Source organism: Bacillus cereus group sp. MYBK15-3, assembly GCF_051916765.1.
GTDB lineage: Bacteria > Bacillota > Bacilli > Bacillales > Bacillaceae_G > Bacillus_A > Bacillus_A cereus.
Map to the genome: position 1 here is coordinate 605,013 of NZ_JBQAHG010000003.1, position 21,187 is coordinate 626,199.

Consider the following 21,187-nt stretch of genomic DNA (forward strand, 5'->3'; position numbering starts at 1 on the left):
TATTGTGTCTGAACATTTTTGAGTTATAAAGTATCTTTCTAAAGTAGAAGGGTGTAATGAATACTCACAATCTATAATGCTTTCGTTTATATCTTATTTATCAGTTTTTGAAAAAAATAGAGTAAGTATTGTATTAATGCAAATAGGTTTGTATACTGACTGTTAGGCGAAAGTGAGAAGTGATTATTTTGAATCTTAGTAATTTAGTAAAAAAAGACATCTATATTCTCGTTTTAATGATACTTACAGTACCCTTAGTAGGTGAAATAAAGTCATTTCCTTTAAATGAAACATTTAGAATGAGCTTTGGCGCACCAACATTTTTCTTTTTTTTGTTATTGTTTCGACGAATTCCAGCATTTTTACCGGGTTTTTTAACAGCGATAGTCGTGGTAGTATTTCGTATCTCAATGGATGTCATTATAAAGGGAAATATGGATTGGCTAGCCGCTTTTCATACTCACTATCCTAGTTTTTTCTTTTATTTTACTTATTCGTATCTCTTTCATTTAGCAAAAATCAAACGTTTTTATCATCAACCACTAATGATTGGTTTTATTGGTTGCATGATTGAAATACTGTCAGACTGTGTGGAATTAATGATTCAATATTTCGTATTAAAAACATCAATCACATCCGAGGCAATAAATGAGATTATTGTTATCGCATGTTCCCATAGTTTTATAGTTCTAAGCTTTTTCAATATGATGAAATTGTATGAAGCGCAATCAAGGGAGAGACACATAAAGAAACAAAATGAACACATGCTCATGCTTATCTCTAATTTATATGAAGATGCTGTTCATTTAAAAAAAACATTACAAGATGCTGAGAATATAACAAAAAAATCCTATGATTTATATAAAACCTTAGACTCTTTTGAGCACAAACAGATGGATTTTCAGTTTGGGGATTTAAGGCAACAGGCATTACAAATTGCTGGTGAGGTCCATGACGTTAAAAAGGATAACCAACGTATTTTTGCGGGACTTTCAAAACTAATTTCCGATGAAAGTTTTACAGATTATATGTCTGTACATGAACTAGTAAATATCATTATACGGGCAAATACGAAATATGCACGCTTGCTAGAGAAAGACATCCAATTTTTGTATAAAATTGATGGTGTGCATCCTCATTATCATATTTACACAATCTTATCTATTATAAATAATATCGTTACAAACGCTGTAGAAGCTATCCAAGGTATGGGAACCATCACAATTGACATTAATAAAGACCACCATTTTGTTGAATTTCAAATAGGCGATAATGGTCCTGGTATTTCTTCAAAATATAAAGATTCAATTTTTGAGCCTGGGTTTACTTCTAAATATGATGATTTAGGCAACCCATCGACAGGTATCGGATTATCGTATGTTAAAGAAATGGTCGAACAACTTGAAGGTGATGTTACGCTTGAGGACAGAACCGAAGGAAAAGGATCAATTTTTATAATTAGATTAGGGATTGATCATATAATTTCGAAAGGGTGATTCTATGTATTTTTATATAGTAGATGATGAAAAAGCGGTTCGCTCAATGTTGGCTCAAATTATCGAGGATGAAGATCTTGGGGAGGTTATAGGAGAAGCTGAGGATGGTTTATCTTTAGAGCAACAAATGCTAATCCTTAAAAATATAGACATTTTATTTATCGATTTGTTAATGCCGATTCAAGATGGAATAAAAACAATCCGTCAAATAAAACCTTCGTTTAAAGGGAAAATCATCATGGTCTCTCAAGTAGAATCAAAAGAATTAATTGCTGAAGCTTATTCGCTTGGTGTTGAATACTATATTATTAAGCCAATTAACCGGATTGAAGTATTAACAGTTGTTCGGAAAGTCATTGAACGAATTCGTTTGGAAAAATCGATAAACAACATTCAAGAATCGCTTAATATGGTACTAAAATTGGATAGTAATTCAAGTGCACAAGAAAAATACCGTAATGAAAAACATTTAAATACTTTTAATCATTTTCAAAATTCCATTCATTTTCTTTTGTCTGAATTAGGAATAGCCAGTGAAAGTGGAAGTAAAGATTTAATGGATATGCTAGATTATTTATATAAATATGAACAAGATAACACGTTGGAACAAGGCTTTCCCTCACTAAAAGAGATTTTTATGAATTTGGCTCAAAAAAAACTTGGGGATTCAGCTGAAGATGCCGAATTAAAAAGGTTCATAGAAGCTTCCAAACAACGGATTCGGAGAGCAATTTATCAATCATTAAACCATTTAGCATCCCTTGGACTTACTGATTTTTTAAACCCGAAGTTCGAAAATTATGCTTCTAGATTTTTTGATTTTACTACCGTAAGGAGAAAGATGACAGAATTGAATAATGAACCAACATTACCTGCTCGTATTGATACGAAAAAATTTATTCAAGTTCTTTATTTTGAAGCAAAACGAATACACTTGGAGTTAAGATGATAAACTCTTGCTAAGTATTATTTTCAATTGATAGATTGATAATAGTTTTTCTTTTTATTCTCCTTTATTTCATATTAGTTTTAAAATCAGAAAATTCCGTATCGGTTTGGTAGAAGTGTATGAACTTAGAACAAAAGAATATGTATTTTTTACACATTAATATTCATTTAAAAACGAGTATTTCCAAAATAAAATATAACTACATAGTAAGTTGAATTTAAAAAAAAGATGCTATCTTCTAGCATCTTTTTTTCTTTAAGAGGAAATATCATTGATCCTTATATTATTTGAAATTCAAATGCGGGCATATAAATAAGGGAAAAGGAGATAATATTTAACAAATTATAATTGGAAATGGTATTTTAGGTCAGAAATGTTTTTATACTAATTAGGTTATTTGTACTAAATAAGCATAATGTCTCGCTTTTCTGCTCTTTAATCTTATAGTTATTTTTTATTAAGTACATATCGTTTTTTAGAAATCTCAATCCTAGCAGAGTATATAAATTGGGTGATAAAAATGTGGAACATAATTACTTCTTATCTTCCAGATTGGAAAGTCTTTGTACAAGCTTTTATCTTGTTTTTAATTCCGTATACTATCTCAAGATTTTTTCATTGGGTTCGTATGTCAGAGAAAGAGTGGGAAGAATGAGTTGGTGGAAGTCAAGAGACAAACAAGTGAAAAAAAATAATATTCAAAGTAAAACGAAACAAGAGCATAAACCATCTCAAAATGCAATCGTTCATTTCACAAATGATTTTGCCTCTAACTTAGAACTTATAAAGCAACAAATCGGACATAATTCTGATGTTCGCTTTCGGAAGTTTAATATTGGACGCACAGATATTCAGGCTGGGATCGTTTTTGTTGATGGCCTATCAGATAAAGAGATAATTGACAAACATATTATGAAATTACTAATGGATGATTTTTCTGATGAATATAAAAATGAATCTTCTTATGTGGAGGGGACTGTTTCAAAAGAATATATTAAAAATAAAGTTCTTACAATTAGTGAAGTAGCAGAAGTCCATTACATAAAAGATTTAATACCCAAAGTATTGATAGGTTCAACAGCTCTTTTAATTGATGGTTTAGCAGATGTGTTTATTCTTGGTACAACAAAAGCAAATAAACGAAATATTGAAGAACCAGTATCGGAGGCATTAGTCAGAGGGCCACGGGTCGGTTTTACTGAAGTATTGAGTGATAATACCTCACTTTTGCGACGACACTGTGCGGATGAGAACTTATCATTAGTAAAGCTACCAGTAGGAGAACGTGCAAAGAAAGAGTTAGTTGTCGCATTTATTAAAGATCTTGCTAGTACAGAATTGGTGGATGAAATAAAAAACAGAATTCAGAAAATTGACATAGACAGTGTACTCGAATCTGGTTATATAGAGCAACTTATTGAAGATAATTATCTCAGTCCTTTTCCGCAGATTCAAAATACAGAACGACCTGATCGTGTTATTAGTGCTTTAATGGAAGGTCGAGTAGCTATTTTGTTAGATGGAACACCATTTGTTTTAATTGCTCCAGTTACATTTAGTATGCTGCTGCAATCACCAGAAGATTATTATGAAAGGTGGCTTCCTGGTACGCTTCTCCGCTTATTACGCTTCATGACAGCTTTTGTTTCATTATTTGCTCCAGCACTGTATATTTCTTTTATTTCATTTCATCCAGGATTAATTCCCACTAAGCTCGCTATTTCTATTATCGGATCGCGAGAAGGAGTCCCTTTTCCCGCTTTAATAGAAGCGTTAATTATGGAAGTAGCTATCGAAGTTTTGCGAGAAGCAGGTTTACGTCTGCCTAAACCAATTGGACCTGCAATGGGAATTGTGGGCGGTTTAATAATTGGTCAGGCTGCCGTAGAAGCAGGAATTGTTAGTCCAATAATGGTTATCGTTGTTGCGGTAACAGCTATTTCTTCTTTTACTATTCCGCAATATAGTGTAGGAATTACGTTACGCATTCTTCGTTTTGTAGCTATGTTTTGTGCTGCGATATTTGGTTTGTATGGAGTTATTCTCTTCTTTCTTTTACTTTGCAGTCATTTAGTGAAACTGAAAAGTTTTGGCGTTCCTTATACCAGTCCTGCTGTTCCATATCAATTCAGTGACTGGAAAGATTTTATGGTTCGCATGCCATTAAAAATAATGAGACGTCGACCGAAAATAATGCATACCAAAAAAAATATCCGCAAAAGGTAGCTGATGACGAAAGGAAGTGGCCTTCAGTGATTACTAAACTTAAAGACCGAATAACAACTTCACAGGCAGTTGTTATTATTGTAAATTACATACTTGGGACAGGAATTCTCACTCTGCCCAGAGCATCTGTGGAAAAAGTGAAAACACCAGATGTATGGATAAGTGTGATATTAGGTGGAATACTGGCAATGGTTTCAGGAGTAATTATGGTCAAATTAAGTCAGCAGTTTCCAGAAAAAACATTTTACCAATACAGTCAAGATATTGTAGGGAAATGGATAGGCAGATTACTTAGTTTTCTTATTATAGGGTATTTTCTTACAACTTCAGCATTTCAAATTCGTTCAATGGCAGAAGTAATAAGCTTTTTTTTGCTCGAAGGAACCCCCACATGGGCTATTGTTATGCCTTTTATGTGGATAGGTCTCTATTTGATTATGAGTGGTATTAATTCAATTGCACGGATGTTTGAAATAATATTTCCTATTACTGTTTTTATTTTTTTAATCATTTCCTTTATGAGCATCGGAATATTCGAGATAGATAATCTCCGTCCCGTATTAGGTTTGGGAATTAAACCAGTATTAGATGGGATAAAAACAACGTCTCTCGCATATACAGGTCCTGAAATTATGTTAATTCTTTTGGTATTTATGGAACAACGAAATAAAGCAGTAAAAGCTATTTTAGTTGGAATTTCTATTCCGTTAATCTTTTATGTAATAACTGTTGTAATGGTCATTGGTGCATTATCAATTGATGGGGTTGTAACAAGAACATGGCCGACAATTGATCTTATGCGCAGTTTTGAAATTTCTGGATTGATATTTGAACGTTTTGAATCTTTATTGCTTGTAATATGGATTATGCAAATATTTGCTACCTATACGATTAGTTATTATGCAGCTGCATTAGGATTAGCACAACTCTTTAAAAAGAGAATTCATCCGTTTATTTTTGCTTTGATTCCAATCATTTACATCATTGCTATGACTTCGAAAAATATAAATGACTTGCTTAAATTGGGGGATATGCTCGGTAATGCTGCTTTATTTTTATTTGGTTTACTGCCACTGCTTCTTCTTATTATTACGCGATTAAAAGGAGGAGTAGTGTGAAAAATAAATTTAATTATATGCGGTTCTATTTGACTTTGTTATGGACGCTTTTGCTTCTATTTTTAACAGGATGTTGGAGCAGTAAAGAAGTAGAAGAGTTGAGTTTAACTGCAGGTATAGCACTAGATAAAGGGAAGGATTCAACAATTGAGAAAGAGGATGAGGAAGGAGGTTATCCTAAAAGAAATCTTATAACAGCTACTTATCAAATTGTTAGTTCGCAAGCACAAAGTAAAGGAAATGGACAACAAAAACGTTATATAAATGTTTCTGAGACCGGTGATTCCATTCATCAAATTGTTCGTGAGTTTTCATTGAAAAGAGAGAGCACAATGTTCAGCCCACATTTAAAAAACATTGTTATTAGTGATAGTCTTGTACGTACATTCAGTTTAGAACAATTACTTGAACAGTATCTCCGTGACAATGAAGTTCGGCTTAGCTGTATGCTCTTAATTAGCAAGGGTCTAGCGAAGGAGGTACTGGAATCAAACAAAAAAGGAGAAATCCCAGCATTTCGTTTGTCTGGAATTGCAGATAATAGAAATAGAACAACAAGGATTTTACCTCCTGTATCGCTCGCTAAATTGGAAGGAAAGATGCGGTCAGGGTCCAGTTTTCTTTTGCAAAATGTAATCTCGATAAAAGGGGAAACAAAATTTGCAGGAGCTGCTGTAATTAAAGGGAAGACAAAAAAGTTGATGGGCTTTTTAAATGAACAGGAATTGGAAGGAGTAGTATGGATAAATGGAAAAAGGAATGGTGGTGTGGTAAAAACTTTTGATAAAGAATCAAAGAAACTCATTATATACGAAATAAAGTCAATAAAAAGCAAAATCATACCACATGTTAATGGAAATAATATTTCCTTTGATGTAAACATTGAATCAGAAGGACGTTTGTCTGAAAATTGGATGCAATCAGGAAAAAAATTTAAAAATAAATTTTTAAAAAGGGAAGAAAAAGCTATTGAAAAAGAAGTAAAGCACTTAGTACATCATGTTACAAAAAAAATACAAAAAGAATATCAAGTCGATATTGCGGGTTTTGGCAACCAATTAAGAATTAAACACCCGAGAACATGGGAGAAAGTTAAAAAAGATTGGGATCAAACATTTAGTAAAGTACCGATTAAATATCATATAAATGTAACTATACAAGATTATGGAGCGTCAAGTTTAAAACGATGAGATACTTTAATTGAAATTATATTTACATCAAAACAAAAAGTTATAAAAGTTTTAATTTGAAAATTTTTGTAACTTTTTGTTTTTTTATGTCCTTCTTATTATAGATTAAAGAAATGATTTTATCCCGCTATTTGCCGGGCAGTAAGACCCACACCTCAAAATTCAGCGAAAGCAAAGAAGTTATTAGAGGTATATGTAAGCTCTATATAGGAAGGAGAATTTTGAAATTCTATTGATAAACCAAGTAATTGTAATAGCCCTTATTTAGAATAATAATTTCAAGATCAATAAAATTTAGAGTAGAAGGAGCAAGAGCAAATTATTATGAATAAACAAATAGGATTCATCGGATGTGGAAACATGGGTATTGCTATGATAGGTGGGATGATTAAAAAAAATATAGTTTCTCCAGATCAAATAATTTGTTCAGATTTAAATGTCATTAATTTAAAAAATGCTAGTAATGAATATGGCATAACTATAACTACTAACAACAATGAAGTCGCTAACAGCGCTGACATTTTAATTTTATCAATCAAACCAGATTTATACTCATCGGTAATTAACCAAATAAAAGATCAAATAAAAAATGATGTAATCGTTGTAACTATTGCTGCAGGGAAAAGTATTAAGAGCACTGAGAATGAATTTGGTAGAAAGTTAAAAGTTGTTAGAGTAATGCCTAATACACCGGCACTTGTTGGAGAAGGAATGTCTGCGTTATGTTTTAATGAAATGGTTACAGAAAAAGATATAAAAGAGGTACTGAACATATTTAATATTTTCGGCCAGACGGAGGTCATAAATGAAAAACTAATGGATGTTGTTACATCTATTAGTGGTTCTTCTCCAGCATATGTGTATATGTTTATAGAAGCCATGGCAGATGCTGCTGTACTTGGCGGTATGCCGAGAAAACAAGCTTATAAATTTGCGGCTCAGGCTGTATTAGGTTCTGCAAAAATGGTATTGGAAACAGGAATACATCCAGGTGAATTGAAGGATATGGTTTGTTCTCCAGGTGGAACGACGATAGAGGCTGTAGTAACGCTAGAAGAAAAAGGTTTAAGAACAGCTATCATTTCAGCTATGAAACGTTGTACGCAAAAATCTATGGAAATGTCTAGTTTAACTAGTAAGTGAGAAGCGAATTTATATAATATTTTAAATCTATTTAATGTAAAAGAAATATTATGAGGCTAGTTAATAACTAAGTAAATTTATATACAACACTAACGAGAAGAATAAACCTTATTTTAAAGGGGATACAGAAAATATGAGTAATTTACTAAAAAAGAAATCCGTTACACAATTGTTAGAGCATAATCAAAGCAAGACTTTAACGAAAACATTAGGAGCATTTGATTTAATTATGTTAGGGGTAGGCTCGATAGTTGGAACGGGCGTTCTTGTGTTAACTGGATTAGTAGCAGCAAGAAATGCTGGCCCAGCAGTTGTTTTTTCATTTATACTTGCAGCAATTATATGTGGATTTATAGCATTATGTTACGCGGAAATTGCTTCTACACTCCCGGCGTCTGGTAGTGTATATACATACTCATATGCAACAATTGGTGAGTTTGTTGCTCATCTAGTAGGTTGGTCATTGCTATTAATATATATCGTGGCAACAGCGGCTGTCGCTGCTGGATGGACAGGCTATTTCCACAATTTAATAAAGGGATTTGGATTAGAGATACCTAAAGCTCTAGTAACGATTCCTTCGCATGGTGGTATTGTGAATCTACCAGCAGTAATCATTACATTGATATTAGCATGGATGTTATCCCGTGGTACGAGAGAAAGTAAACGAATCAATAATACAATGGTATTGATTAAAATTGGAATGATTTTGTTGTTTATTACGGTTGGTATATTTTATGTAAAACCAATAAACTGGATACCAATTGCACCATACGGTTTAAGTGGAGTTTTTACGGGTGGAGCAGCTATTTTATTCGCTTTTACGGGTTTTGATATATTAGCAACTTCAGCAGAAGAAGTAAAAGATCCGAAACGTAATCTTCCGATCGGTATTATTGCATCATTAATCATATGTACAATTATTTATGTTATGGTATGTCTTGTTATGACAGGAATGGTTTCCTATAAAGAATTAAATGTTCCTGAGGCGATGGCTTATGTAATGGAAGTTGTAGGACAAGGAAAAGTCGCTGGTGCAATTGCTGCAGGTGCTGTAATTGGCCTTATGGCTGTTATTTTTTCCAATATGTATGCGGCAACACGAGTATTCTTTGCAATGAGTCGTGATGGATTGTTACCGAAATCATTTGCGAAAGTTAATAAGAAAACTGGAGCACCCACTTTTATAACTGGATTGGCAGGAATAGGGAGCTCTATAATAGCTGGGTTTATTGATTTGAAAGAATTAGTTAATTTAGTTAATATCGGTAGTTTGGTGACGTTTGCGTTAGTTTGTCTATCAGTTATTATTCTACGTAAATCACACCCAAATTTAAAACGTGGATTTATGGTACCTTTTGTACCTGTATTACCATGCGTTGCAATTGTATGCTGTGTGTTTTTAATGCTAAATTTACCGTTAAGGACATGGGTGTACTTTAGTATTTGGATTACTATTGGGGTAGTAATATATTTCCTTTATTCGATAAAACACAGTAATTTAAATGAGGAAACGATCTCGAAATTACATGATAAAATTGCGAGATAATAACGATAGAAAATTTTATTAATAATCATATTGATAGTTGAGGAACATAGAAACAGTTTTTTGACATTTAGCAAGAGATAAAATAAGAGATGCTAGGGCAGCTAAGTACTTTTTTAGAAACCTTGCTTGTTTTTTACGATTTAAAACTGCTAAGGAGAGAGAAGTATGAGTGAATTGCATTTTATGAGTATAGAAGAATTAGATAATAAATTGAAAAAATCTGACAGTGGTATTTATTTCATTAAAGATTATAATGACAATATTATTTATGTAGGCAAGGCTTTTAGTATAAAAAGTAGAGTATTAGCTCATTTTAATAGTTATTCCAATATTGAGGAATATGTCCATTTATTTAATAAAGTAGCGTATCTCATTGAAGATAGTTTGTTAAAACGCTCATTGTTACAAGTTACTTATATGATTAAATATAAACCAGTATTAAACAAAGAAGTACAAAAAGAATTCCCAGAGTTGTATACTCAATACATTAAGCAGACAAATAAAAAATCTATGTTGTTAGAAATTGATGAAGCTAAAGAAAAAGGGGATGAGTTAAAGAATAAATTAGTAAAATTAGTGGGTGGAAAAACTATGTTTTATGACATAATTTCTCTGTTAAACAATGGATATAACTATCATGTCCTCGCAAAAGTATTGAACATAGAACTTCAAACTTTAATTATAATAAAAGAACACCGAAATAAATTCCCGATACCACATAATTATAAAAGGACAATAAAACATCAAGATATAATGTATGCTTTATCTGGAAAAAAGAATTTAAGTACTTCAAGGTTAAACACTTAACTTTAAAATAGTAAATTCGTTGCTTTTGTAGCTTTTATTGTTATATTGAAATGCAATGTACATTTGTTTTTCAAATTTAATTGGTGGAATAAGGGGAAGGAAAGGGTTTCTATAAAAATACTGGAATAAATTAGGTTACTCATGCATAAATAGCATAATTAGGTACATGTTATTTATAAATATTCAAAGATGCGAAAGTAATACAAATGAAATTCTTATTTCTGCTACTACAAGTACTATTGAGCAAATGAAGTATAAAATTGCTTTTGAACTAGGAGTCACACTGGGACCTGATACATCACATCATCTGCAAATGGTTCGGATCGGTGGAGAGATTACAAAACGCTTAGTTCGAATGGCTGAAAAACAGTTAACAGGTCAATACAGAGTACACTAAGAAAATAATCCGTATATATGGATTATTTTTCCTTTAATTTACAAAAAAATAAATTTCGAAATTGAAAAAACCTCTCAGATTCCTTTGTAATAAACTTTTTTAGTTGTGTTAATGACATAGGTATCAAAAGATAATCAACCAGATACGAACGATGTGCGAGCTCTTAAAAGAGTTTTGGTGTTATTTGTAATTTTAATTTCATAATACTTAAGCCGATATAATAAAATGTTTTATGTCTAAATTGATATAAAGTAATAATTATTAAGTGATATTTCTTTTTTATAGAATAAGTAAAAACTGATATTGTAGTAATTACTGTTTTGAGGTCAATTTACTGTGCACCTTAATTATTGAAGTTTTTTTGTTGATTAACAACTATTGTATTTGGAAATTGATAATAAGTTTATCCCGCTATTTGCCGGGCAGTAAGACCTCCACCTCAAAATTCAGCCGAAGCCAAAGAAGTTAGGTGGGGGGCGGGCTGCCCGTAAAAGCCCGATTGGTGAGAGCTAATAATCAGTGGGGGATGAACAAAACCCCCACTGATTAAAGTTTCACTTTATGTGATGCGGTAATAAAACTATCTAGTTTGCTATTCTTAGTATTTGTAAAGTCTATATATTTTTCCTCTTTTGTGGAAAGTAAAACTATTGTTACGACCAGTAATATAGTGTCATGTTTTTGAATATTCCATTCGTTTTTTATTTTTAGTTGATGAAAAGACCTTTCTCTCAATTAAATATTTAATTGAGTACTTGAATTTCCTCCACCTTGTACTTTTCAAAGCATAGTGCTTCAAAAATAGCCGTATCGCTTTCATCTGTTTCCAATTTCACAACTTCTTTATTATCTTTTTCTAAAATTTGGAGCAAAATAGTTTTTCAGTTTCACATTTAAATTAGCAGTATTTATTTTTTGAATTCAATTTGTATAAATGAATGAATTGGAACTTTGACTGTTGTTTCTTGCGGTGGTACAGTATCTCCTGTTACTTTCGCTTTATTTTAAATCTTTTTCCAGCTTGGTCCTCGCATTGACTACCACTGTATTTTGAAGTACTTCACTGTTTTCTCAAATTCAATAATTATATTTTGTAGAATTAAGAAAAGAACTTAGTGTATTTCCTTTACGTATCTACTCTGATATTTAGATGCTAACTACAATTAAATAATATATGATTTTTATAAAAAAGATATAGTAATATTTTGTTGTGAATTGTACTAATTTGATATTTTATAGTATTATTTGTCGTGAATTATATATAACAAAATATATTTTATGGATCTATAAAGGAGAATGTAATGAATACTTCTATCGATATACAACACTTGTGTGATCTTGCACATAAAGCATTTAATGCTCCTGTACATATTTTATCTGCAGACAGAAAAATTTTATATCATTCTACATCTGATAATGTTTGTAGTCCTTTTTATTCTTCAAAAGAAGAACATCTTAGTGATATTTATCAAGAAAACGATCCCTGTAACTTGCCACTTTTTCGAAGCAACAACTATCTTGAAAATTTTGTTCTAATTCATATAGAAAATCATGATGATATTAAAGGGACTATTATAATCGGTCCTACTATACATTCAAAAGATTCAGATGATATGATCATAAAATTTCAGAAAGAATTTAAATCAAATGATAACATTCAAGAAAGACTTGCCTATTATCAGTGTTTATCTGAGATTAAAAAAACTACATTAATTGATATGGGAATTTTATTACATTACATGATTTTCAATGAAAAGTTAGATGTAGATATTGTCTTGGAAAAAAATAAAGTACTAGAGGAAACTCCTAATAAAAATGTGAAACCTGATTTATATATTTTAAAACGTCGACAAAACAAACCTAAAACGCACAATATGGCATTAGTAAATGATTTCTTTTCGACTATCAAAGAAGGAAATAAAAAAAAGTTAATACAGTATATGTATGCGGTTTCGCAAGAAGATGTTGAACTTATGCTAGTAGAGGATCCGCTCAGGAATCAAAAAAACCTTGGAATTATTGCGATTACCTTAGCCACTCGATATGCAATAGAAGGAAATCTGCCACCAGATATTGCTTTTGCCCATAGTATTTTATATATACAAACCCTAGAACAATTAGATAATGTAGAATCTGTAAAGCGATTATCAGGGGACGCTTTACGTACCTTTGCAGATCGTGTGAAAGAATACAATGCAAAAAAGTATTCTTACGCGGTTACTACATGTATAAAACATATTAATAAAAATGTTTACGATGGAATATCTCTGAATGAACTTGCTAATCATTTAGAAATTACGCCTACTTATCTGTCTAAACTATTTAAAAAAGAAATGGGAATTACTTTAAGTGAATATATTCAAAGGGAACGAGTGGAAGAAGCAAAGAAATTATTAACCCTCACTACTTATTCGTTATCAGATATCTGTGCTTGGCTTAACTTTAATGACCAAAGTTATTTTATAAGAGTTTTCAAAAAAATCACTAGCATGACTCCTAGGCAGTACCGTGAAAAATATACAATAATATAAGCTTGTTATTTGCTGTCTCCAATGTAAAGACTTAAACATGGGTGTAAGTATCCCAAAAGATGAAAATACTGGACTTATTACTCTAGAAAGAGTTTGTGATTTGTCTAGAAAAAGAACTTGTATTCAAATAGACGTATGAGATTAACCAGATATTATCTTGTTAGCGGAACAGTTTCAATTTTTAGGAGTTAGAAAAATAATGGAGAAACAAAGTATATCTATTTTTTTAATAACAATCATGTGCTGAATTTATCCAGCTATTTGCCGGGCAGTAAGACCTCCATCTAAAAATTCAGCGAAAGCAAAGAAGTTAGGTGGGGGGGCGGGCTGCCCGTAAAAGCCCGATTGGTGTGGGCTAATAATCAGTGGGGATGAACAAAACCCCCACTGATTAAAGTTGCACTTTATCGGTATAGTTCTGAATCAGATAAACTAGTCTGATGTCAGCTCAAACAAATAGCTCTTGAAGACTTTATAAACACATATGTGAGCAAAAGCTCAATGGAAATCTTTGTACCATATTGTTAATTTGAAAAAATACACTAACCGTTATTTTGCTAAAGGAAATAAAAAGACAGAAGGCTGCAAAGTGTTTCAAGGAAGCTTTGCAGCTTTTTTGTAATTTAAAACCTATGTTTATAACGAAGATAAGTTTATAGACTAATATCTTCATACTGGATATTTATTAATAATGATATTAGGATTTTTTTGTGAAAAATCAATAATATAACATATATTACTAAATATATCTACATTTTATGCAATTATACATAACTAAATAAAGGTAAAAAAGTATAAAAAAACCTATTATATTATTCTATAAGTATTTTTTCTAAAATAAAATTTCTTGGTTGAGCTAAAATAGTTATTTTTAACCGTATACACATTAATTTGTAATCATTCCAATTACAGAAATGAAATTTACGAATAACTATATTTATATAATTTTTTCCGGGACATATTTTTATTTAACAGTGAATTATCGAGCTTAATCGACAAAATCTTTCTATTTACGCATTAAAAATTTAATGTTTTAATGAACAACATAACTGGTATGACCAGACAGAAAGGAGAAGGTTACGCTAATAGGAATTATAGTGAAGTTGTAAGTAACATTATGTCTTTAATAATTTTCTAAATAGTCAATTTATTCACAAGAGGTCAAGAATCAAATTGGTAATAAACGTGTTCTAAGTTTCTGCATAACAAAAGTGAAGTTATTCCGCAATAAAAGTATAAGCAATGTACAGTATAATTTCATCTTTTGTTGTCTAGTAAGGAGTTTGCTGACAAAACTAAGAGGGATATTATCAAATTGAAATTAAACAATGTTATGACAAGATTAACTGTAAGCATTGGTTTATTGATCCTCACGATTCTGTAAGTTAAACCGCAACTTTAGGAAAGAATTAATAATTTACTACTCATAAGGTGCCTGATTCAAATATAGTTAATAAATTTTTGTTATTTATATTTTAAAAAATAGAGTATCGAAATGAGAGATAAATAAAATCCTTATATCCTATTAGAAGTAAAAAACAACGATATTAACGTATCTGAAAGATTTCTCCTTCTTATCCAGTTTACAAAGAGAGCGGTCGTACAAGTTATATGAATTAAGTTATAAAAACAATGGTAAAGGAGTGTACGGAATGAAAACTAAAATAATGACAGGATTTTTAATAACATCCATTGTAACTGGAGCAACTATTCCTATCAATACTCTCGCAACACCAATCGTTCAAGCAGAAACTCAACAAGAAAACATGGATATTTCTTCATCATTACGAAAATTAGGTGCGCATTCTAAATTAGTCCAAACGTATATTGATCAATCTTTAATGAGTCCTAATGTACAGCTAGAGGAAGTCCCAGCTTTAAATACCAATCAATTCCTAATCAAACAAGATATGAAGGAATGGTCATCGGAACTCTATCCACAGTTAATTCTATTAAATTCAAAAAGTAAAGGATTTGTAACAAAATTTAATAGTTATTACCCGACATTAAAATCGTTTGTAGACAATAAAGAAGATAGAGAAGGGTTTTCGGATAGACTTGAAGTACTTCAAGAAATGGCTATGACGAATCAAGAAAATGCGCAACGACAAATCAATGAATTAACAGATCTTAAATTACAGCTTGATAAAAAATTAAAAGATTTTGATACTAATGTGGCAACTGCGCAAGGCATACTAAGTACAGATGGAACAGGAAAAATAGATCAGTTAAAAAATGAAATATTAAATACCAAAAAAGCAATTCAAAATGATTTACAGCAAATTGCATTAATACCAGGGGCTTTAAATGAACAGGGATTTGCTATATTCAAAGAAGTTTATAGTCTTTCAAAAGAAATTATTGAACCGGCTGCTCAAGCAGGGGTGGCAGCGTATAACAAAGGAAAAGAAATTAACAACTCTATTTTAGAAGCGGAGAAAAAAGCGGCGCAAGAAGCGACAGAACAAGGTAAAACTGCTCTAGAGATTGAAGCAGCAAAAAAAGCAGCTCGTGAAGCAATTGAGAAAAGCAAACAAGGTGAAATAGCAGCCGCAGCCGCAGCAAAAACACAAGAGTATGACCTGATGAAGGTCATTGATACCGAAAAGATTAAGAAAACATTTGGCGTTTTTGCTGAAGTAAATAAATTAACAGCAGAACAGCGAGCATATTTAGATGATTTAGAGAAACAAAATCAAAAAATATATGATTTAACAACGAAATTATCAATAGCTGATTTACAAAAATCAATGCTTCTTCTTACACAAAATGATTTGCATACGTTTGCAAATCAAGTAGATGTAGAACTTGATCTACTAAAGCGCTATAAAGAAGATTTAAATCTAATAAAAAATAGCATTACAAAATTATCTACTAATGTTGATACAACTAACGAGCAGTCTCAAAAAGATACATTAAGACAATTAAAAAATGTAATAAGTTACCTTGAAGAACAAGTATATAAATTTTAATATTGCGTTTTTTGGGAATTCATAAAGATTATAAGCATTTAGCGAAAGAAGGAGAATAGTCATGAAAAAATTTCCATTCAAAGTACTAACTTTAGCTACATTAGCAACTGTTATAACTGCTACTACCGGTAACACTATTCATGCATTTGCACAAGAAACGACCGCTCAAGAACAAAAAGTAGGCAATTATGCATTGGGCCCCGAAGGACTGAAGAAAGCATTAGCTGAAACAGGGTCTCATATTCTAGTAATGGATTTATACGCAAAAACAATGATTAAGCAACCAAATGTAAATTTATCTAATATCGATTTAGGCTCAGAGGGGGGAGAGTTGCTCAAAAATATTCACCTTAATCAAGAGCTGTCACGAATCAATGCGAATTACTGGTTAGATACAGCGAAGCCACAGATTCAAAAAACTGCTCGTAATATTGTAAATTACGATGAACAATTTCAAAATTATTACGACACATTAGTAGAAACTGTACAAAAGAAAGATAAGGCAGGTCTAAAAGAGGGTATAAATGATTTAATTACTACAATCAATACAAATTCAAAAGAAGTTACAGATGTGATTAAGATGCTACAAGACTTCAAAGGGAAACTATATCAAAATTCTACAGATTTTAAAAATAATGTTGGTGGTCCAGATGGGAAAGGTGGATTAACTGCAATATTAGCAGGTCAACAGGCAACGATTCCACAACTTCAAGCTGAAATTGAGCAACTTCGTTCTACTCAGAAAAAACATTTTGATGATGTATTAGCATGGTCAATTGGTGGTGGATTGGGAGCAGCTATTTTAGTTATTGCAGCTATTGGAGGAGCGGTAGTTATTGTTGTAACTGGCGGTACAGCAACACCGGCTGTTGTTGGTGGACTCTCGGCTCTTGGCGCAGCTGGTATCGGTCTAGGAACTGCGGCTGGTGTCACAGCATCTAAGCATATGGACTCCTATAATGAAATTTCTAACAAAATCGGAGAATTAAGTATGAAAGCAGATCGTGCTAATCAAGCAGTTCTTTCGCTTACTAACGCGAAAGAAACATTGGCATATTTATACCAGACTGTAGATCAAGCGATATTGTCTCTAACAAATATTCAAAAGCAATGGAATACAATGGGCGCAAATTATACAGATTTATTGGATAATATCGATTCTATGCAAGACCACAAATTCTCTTTAATACCAGATGATTTAAAAGCCGCTAAAGAAAGTTGGAATGATATTCATAAAGATGCAGAATTCATTTCAAAAGATATTGCTTTTAAACAGGAGTAGAACTGAAATTTAAAACCTAAATTGGAGGAAAATGAAATGATAAAAAAAATCCCTTACAAATTACTCGCTGTATCGACGCTATTAACTATTACAACTGCTAATGTAGTTTCACCAGTAACAACTTTTGCAAGTGAAATTGAACAAACGAATAATGGAGATACGGCTCTTTCTGCAAATGAAGCGAGAATGAAAGAGACCTTGCAAAAGGCTGGATTATTTGCAAAATCTATGAATGCCTATTCTTATATGTTAATTAAGAATCCTGATGTGAATTTTGAGGGAATTACCATTAATGGGTATGTAGATTTACCTGGTAGAATCGTACAAGATCAAAAGAATGCAAGGGCACATGCTGTTACTTGGGATACGAAAGTAAAAAAACAGCTTTTAGATACATTGAATGGTATTGTTGAATACGATACAACATTTGATAATTATTATGAAACAATGGTAGAGGCGATTAATACAGGGGATGGAGAAACTTTAAAAGAAGGGATTACAGATTTACGAGGTGAAATTCAACAAAATCAAAAGTATGCACAACAACTAATAGAAGAATTAACTAAATTAAGAGACTCTATTGGACACGATGTTAGAGCATTTGGAAGTAATAAAGAGCTCTTGCAGTCAATTTTAAAAAATCAAGGTGCAGATGTTGATGCCGATCAAAAGCGTCTAGAAGAAGTATTAGGATCAGTAAACTATTATAAACAATTAGAATCTGATGGGTTTAATGTAATGAAGGGTGCTATTTTGGGTCTACCAATAATTGGCGGTATCATAGTGGGAGTAGCAAGGGATAATTTAGGTAAGTTAGAGCCTTTATTAGCAGAATTACGTCAGACCGTGGATTATAAAGTAACCTTAAATCGTGTAGTTGGAGTTGCTTACAGTAATATTAATGAAATGCACAAGGCGCTTGATGATGCTATTAACGCTCTTACTTATATGTCCACGCAGTGGCATGATTTAGATTCTCAATATTCGGGCGTTCTAGGGCATATTGAGAATGCAGCTCAAAAAGCCGATCAAAATAAATTTAAATTCTTAAAACCTAATTTAAATGCAGCGAAAGACAGTTGGAAAACATTACGAACAGATGCTGTTACATTAAAAGAAGGAATAAAGGAATTAAAAGTGGAAACTGTTACTCCACAAAAATAGGGAAATATTAATTCTGTTGTAAAGTGAACTAAAACATAGAAAGTCTATGATTACACTGTTAAACAGAAAAGTAATAATTAATAAATCCTTATATAACAGAAAGGCGGAGTCTCATTAAAGACTTCGCCTTTCAATTATATATAAGTATGATTCGAATAAAAAATAACCTTGTAGTTTAATTGCTTTTTTAAAATTTGCAACAGAATCGGTTAATTTGAAGCAGATTATATACATTTTCTTTAATAATTAATGATTTGAAGGCTGCTAAAGAAAGTTCAAACGATACTGATAAAAGATGTAGAACTCATTTTGAAAGACATCGCTTTTTAATAAGATTAGAACTTGAAACCATACCTTATATAGGAGGAATACGAAATGATGAAAAAAATCCCTCATAAACTACTCGCTGTATCAGCATTTTTAACTATAACAACTACTTATGCAGTCATACCACTAGAAACTTTTGCAATTGAAATTGAACAAACGAACACTGAAAATATGTCTCTTTCAGCAAATGAAGAACAGATGAAAAAAGCTTTGCAAGATGCTGGTTTATTTGCAAAAGCTATGAATGAATATTCTTATTTGCTAATTAATAATCCAGATGTGAGTTTTGAAGGAATAACTATTAATGGAAATGCAGATTTACCTAGTAAAATTGTACAAGATCAAAAGAATGCAAGAGCACATGCTGTTACATGGAATACACAAGTAAAAAAACAGCTTTTAGATACATTGACAGGCATTATAGAATACGATACAAAATTTGAAAATTATTATGAAACATTAGTAGAGGGGATCAATACTGGAAATGGAGATACTTTAAAAAAAGGGATTACAGATTTACAGGGAGGAATTCAACAAAATCAAAAGTCTGCAAAAGCATTAAAAGAAGAATTAATTCAATTAAAAAATGCTATTGGAGAAGATGTTAGAACATTTGGAAGTCATAAAGAGACATTGCAATCGATTTTAAAAAACCAAGGTGCTGATGTGGAGGCTGACCAAAAGCGTCTAGAGGACCTTTTAGGACAAGTAAAATATCAGAAAGACATAGAATCTAAGGGCTTAGACATGGTGAAAATCCCCTTTATTCCAACCTTGATTGCTGGTGGCATAATGATAGGTGATGCAAGAGGTAAGTTAGGTTGGCTAGAACCTGAATTAGCAAAATTGCGTCAGACTGTAGATTATAAAATAACATTGAATCGTGTAGTTGGAGTTGCATTTCATAATATTAGTGATATGCATAGTATGCTTGATAGTGCTATCACTGCTCTTACTTATATGTCTACGCAATGGGAGGATTTAGATTCTCAATATTCGGGTGTACTGGGACATATTGATAAAGCTGATCAAAAAGCTGATCAAAATAAATATAAATTCTTAACCCCTAGCTTGAATGCAGCGAAAAACAGTTGGAAAACATTAAAAACAGATGTTGTCACTTTGCAAGAAGGGATAAAAATTGCAGAGAAAAAAGAACAGGATTTTTTGAATCAGCTTCGTCCATCAAACGTTTTCTACTTTTATAAAAAAATTCATAACGCATACACTTTTGAAATAAAGACTGGAACAAATGCGCCAAATGCGTCTTATAAAGTTATGAATTTAACTAAAAACACTGTTCATAATATGTGGAGTGGAGGGGCTAATACTAACATGTGGGCTGATTGGCTTTCATTCAATCCAAATGATGAATTTGCGGTAGTAGCAGTAGTGGATGGTAAAGAATATGTTGTGTATAAAGACAAAGTACAAAATATAATGAACTGAATCTGAAAGTAACGAAGTAATTGGAGCTGGACAATAAACTAGACAACAAGTTAAATGAAAAATCTCCTTATATCCTAGAATATTTTGCTCAAGAAAAAGAATTTGTTCAGCTAAAAAGTAAATATTGAACCAAGGAGTTAGTTGTCTTATGTGTATGGTTTTACCGAAAGGTTTCAAGTACATTACTCATACAATTATGTAGTTATCCTGAAGCATCTACAGGTGTTCTTATCGACCTTGAAGAACTACTTAGCTTCCTAAGTGGAGTGATTTTATACAAAATTAAGTGAACGTTTTTGTACATAGATTAGTTGACATTTATATAGGTTTTTTCCATTTTCAAAGATAGTTTTGTTTTTTATGTTATTTTTCAAAAATTACTGCTGAAATTTCTATATTCATGACTTAGTATATAATCATTGTTTGATGAAATGACATACCACGTCCCTTAGAGTTTCAGACATATTACGATAACTTAAAGAAAAAAGATAATAGTAGTCAACGGTTACTATTATCTTTTTTGAACTATTTTTCATTAAAATATCTCATCTGCTGTGCTCCGTATTTACTTTTCTAGATTTTATCCT

The 21,187-nt window shown here is 31.7% G+C and carries 15 protein-coding genes and 1 pseudogene; 15 read left to right on the top strand and 1 reads right to left on the bottom strand.

All coding sequences use genetic code 11. The annotated features are described in order from the left end of the window. Positions 1-179: 179 nt before the first annotated feature. The 9 genes from ACTFR8_RS17260 (at position 180) to ACTFR8_RS17300 (ending at position 10,875) form a co-directional block, all read left to right on the top strand. Positions 180-1,496, top strand: coding sequence for a sensor histidine kinase (locus ACTFR8_RS17260; protein WP_000584792.1), 1,317 nt, complete (start codon positions 180-182; stop codon positions 1,494-1,496). A 4-nt stretch (positions 1,497-1,500) separates the two neighbouring features. Then, on the top strand, positions 1,501-2,445 hold the full coding sequence (locus ACTFR8_RS17265; RefSeq protein WP_119781405.1) for a response regulator: 945 nt from the start codon (positions 1,501-1,503) through the stop codon (positions 2,443-2,445). A gap of 651 nt (positions 2,446-3,096) precedes the next feature. Continuing rightward, positions 3,097-4,671: a spore germination protein gene (locus ACTFR8_RS17270; RefSeq protein WP_000119222.1), complete on the top strand. Its 1,575-nt coding sequence runs from the start codon at positions 3,097-3,099 to the stop codon at positions 4,669-4,671. 26 nt (positions 4,672-4,697) lie between these two features. Next, positions 4,698-5,789, top strand: a complete 1,092-nt coding sequence (locus tag ACTFR8_RS17275; protein WP_000628927.1) for a spore germination protein — start codon at positions 4,698-4,700, stop codon at positions 5,787-5,789. Further along, a complete protein-coding gene (locus ACTFR8_RS17280; protein ID WP_000790801.1) occupies positions 5,786-6,979 on the top strand; it encodes a Ger(x)C family spore germination protein in 1,194 nt (397 codons plus the stop codon). Before ACTFR8_RS17275 ends, ACTFR8_RS17280 begins: the two co-directional genes overlap by 4 nt. Before the next feature lie 324 nt (positions 6,980-7,303). Next, complete coding sequence (gene proC, locus ACTFR8_RS17285; RefSeq protein WP_001041290.1) at positions 7,304-8,122, top strand: pyrroline-5-carboxylate reductase; 819 nt, start codon at positions 7,304-7,306, stop codon at positions 8,120-8,122. Between the two features lie 133 nt (positions 8,123-8,255). Beyond that, complete coding sequence (locus tag ACTFR8_RS17290) at positions 8,256-9,671, top strand: amino acid permease (protein ID WP_000067452.1); 1,416 nt, start codon at positions 8,256-8,258, stop codon at positions 9,669-9,671. A gap of 165 nt (positions 9,672-9,836) precedes the next feature. Beyond that, positions 9,837-10,478 (top strand): excinuclease ABC subunit C, encoded by a 642-nt coding sequence (locus ACTFR8_RS17295; RefSeq protein WP_001292158.1) that lies wholly within the window; start codon positions 9,837-9,839, stop codon positions 10,476-10,478. Positions 10,479-10,644: 166 nt separating this feature from the next. Further along, positions 10,645-10,875: an alpha/beta-type small acid-soluble spore protein gene (locus tag ACTFR8_RS17300; protein ID WP_000897398.1), complete on the top strand. Its 231-nt coding sequence runs from the start codon at positions 10,645-10,647 to the stop codon at positions 10,873-10,875. Positions 10,876-11,618: 743 nt separating this feature from the next. On the opposite strand, the gene ACTFR8_RS17305 is transcribed toward ACTFR8_RS17300, so the two are convergent. Then, positions 11,619-11,747: a hypothetical protein gene (locus ACTFR8_RS17305; protein ID WP_000939299.1), complete on the bottom strand. Its 129-nt coding sequence runs from the start codon at positions 11,745-11,747 to the stop codon at positions 11,619-11,621. A gap of 429 nt (positions 11,748-12,176) precedes the next feature. On the opposite strand from ACTFR8_RS17305, the gene ACTFR8_RS17310 reads away from it, so the two are divergent. The 6 genes and pseudogenes from ACTFR8_RS17310 to ACTFR8_RS17335 all read left to right on the top strand — a co-directional run. Next, positions 12,177-13,406 (top strand): helix-turn-helix domain-containing protein, encoded by a 1,230-nt coding sequence (locus tag ACTFR8_RS17310; RefSeq protein ID WP_001097905.1) that lies wholly within the window; start codon positions 12,177-12,179, stop codon positions 13,404-13,406. Positions 13,407-15,058: 1,652 nt separating this feature from the next. After that, a complete protein-coding gene (hblC, locus tag ACTFR8_RS17315; RefSeq protein WP_000850227.1) occupies positions 15,059-16,378 on the top strand; it encodes a hemolytic enterotoxin HBL lytic component L2 in 1,320 nt (439 codons plus the stop codon). Positions 16,379-16,439: 61 nt separating this feature from the next. Continuing rightward, positions 16,440-17,660, top strand: coding sequence for a hemolytic enterotoxin HBL lytic component L1 (hblD, locus tag ACTFR8_RS17320; RefSeq protein WP_000714435.1), 1,221 nt, complete (start codon positions 16,440-16,442; stop codon positions 17,658-17,660). A gap of 36 nt (positions 17,661-17,696) precedes the next feature. Next, entirely contained in the window at positions 17,697-18,824 is a 1,128-nt protein-coding gene (gene hblA / locus ACTFR8_RS17325) for a hemolysin BL binding component B (RefSeq protein WP_000591972.1), read from the top strand. A 375-nt stretch (positions 18,825-19,199) separates the two neighbouring features. After that, on the top strand, positions 19,200-20,600 hold the full coding sequence (gene hblB / locus ACTFR8_RS17330; protein ID WP_044584613.1) for a hemolysin BL regulatory component HblB: 1,401 nt from the start codon (positions 19,200-19,202) through the stop codon (positions 20,598-20,600). Between the two features lie 20 nt (positions 20,601-20,620). After that, positions 20,621-20,848: pseudogene (locus ACTFR8_RS17335) on the top strand (IS4 family transposase); the annotation flags it as partial. Positions 20,849-21,187: the final 339 nt, after the last annotated feature.

Coding starts and splice junctions, on each gene's coding strand:
- ACTFR8_RS17265 (WP_119781405.1), top strand. CDS start 1,501: ATGTATTTTTATATAGTAGATGATGAAAAAGCGGTTCGCTCAATGTTG.
- ACTFR8_RS17270 (WP_000119222.1), top strand. CDS start 3,097: ATGAGTTGGTGGAAGTCAAGAGACAAACAAGTGAAAAAAAATAATATT.
- proC (WP_001041290.1), top strand. CDS start 7,304: ATGAATAAACAAATAGGATTCATCGGATGTGGAAACATGGGTATTGCT.
- ACTFR8_RS17290 (WP_000067452.1), top strand. CDS start 8,256: ATGAGTAATTTACTAAAAAAGAAATCCGTTACACAATTGTTAGAGCAT.
- ACTFR8_RS17295 (WP_001292158.1), top strand. CDS start 9,837: ATGAGTGAATTGCATTTTATGAGTATAGAAGAATTAGATAATAAATTG.
- ACTFR8_RS17300 (WP_000897398.1), top strand. CDS start 10,645: ATGTTATTTATAAATATTCAAAGATGCGAAAGTAATACAAATGAAATT.
- ACTFR8_RS17310 (WP_001097905.1), top strand. CDS start 12,177: ATGAATACTTCTATCGATATACAACACTTGTGTGATCTTGCACATAAA.
- hblC (WP_000850227.1), top strand. CDS start 15,059: ATGAAAACTAAAATAATGACAGGATTTTTAATAACATCCATTGTAACT.
- hblD (WP_000714435.1), top strand. CDS start 16,440: ATGAAAAAATTTCCATTCAAAGTACTAACTTTAGCTACATTAGCAACT.
- hblA (WP_000591972.1), top strand. CDS start 17,697: ATGATAAAAAAAATCCCTTACAAATTACTCGCTGTATCGACGCTATTA.
- hblB (WP_044584613.1), top strand. CDS start 19,200: ATGATGAAAAAAATCCCTCATAAACTACTCGCTGTATCAGCATTTTTA.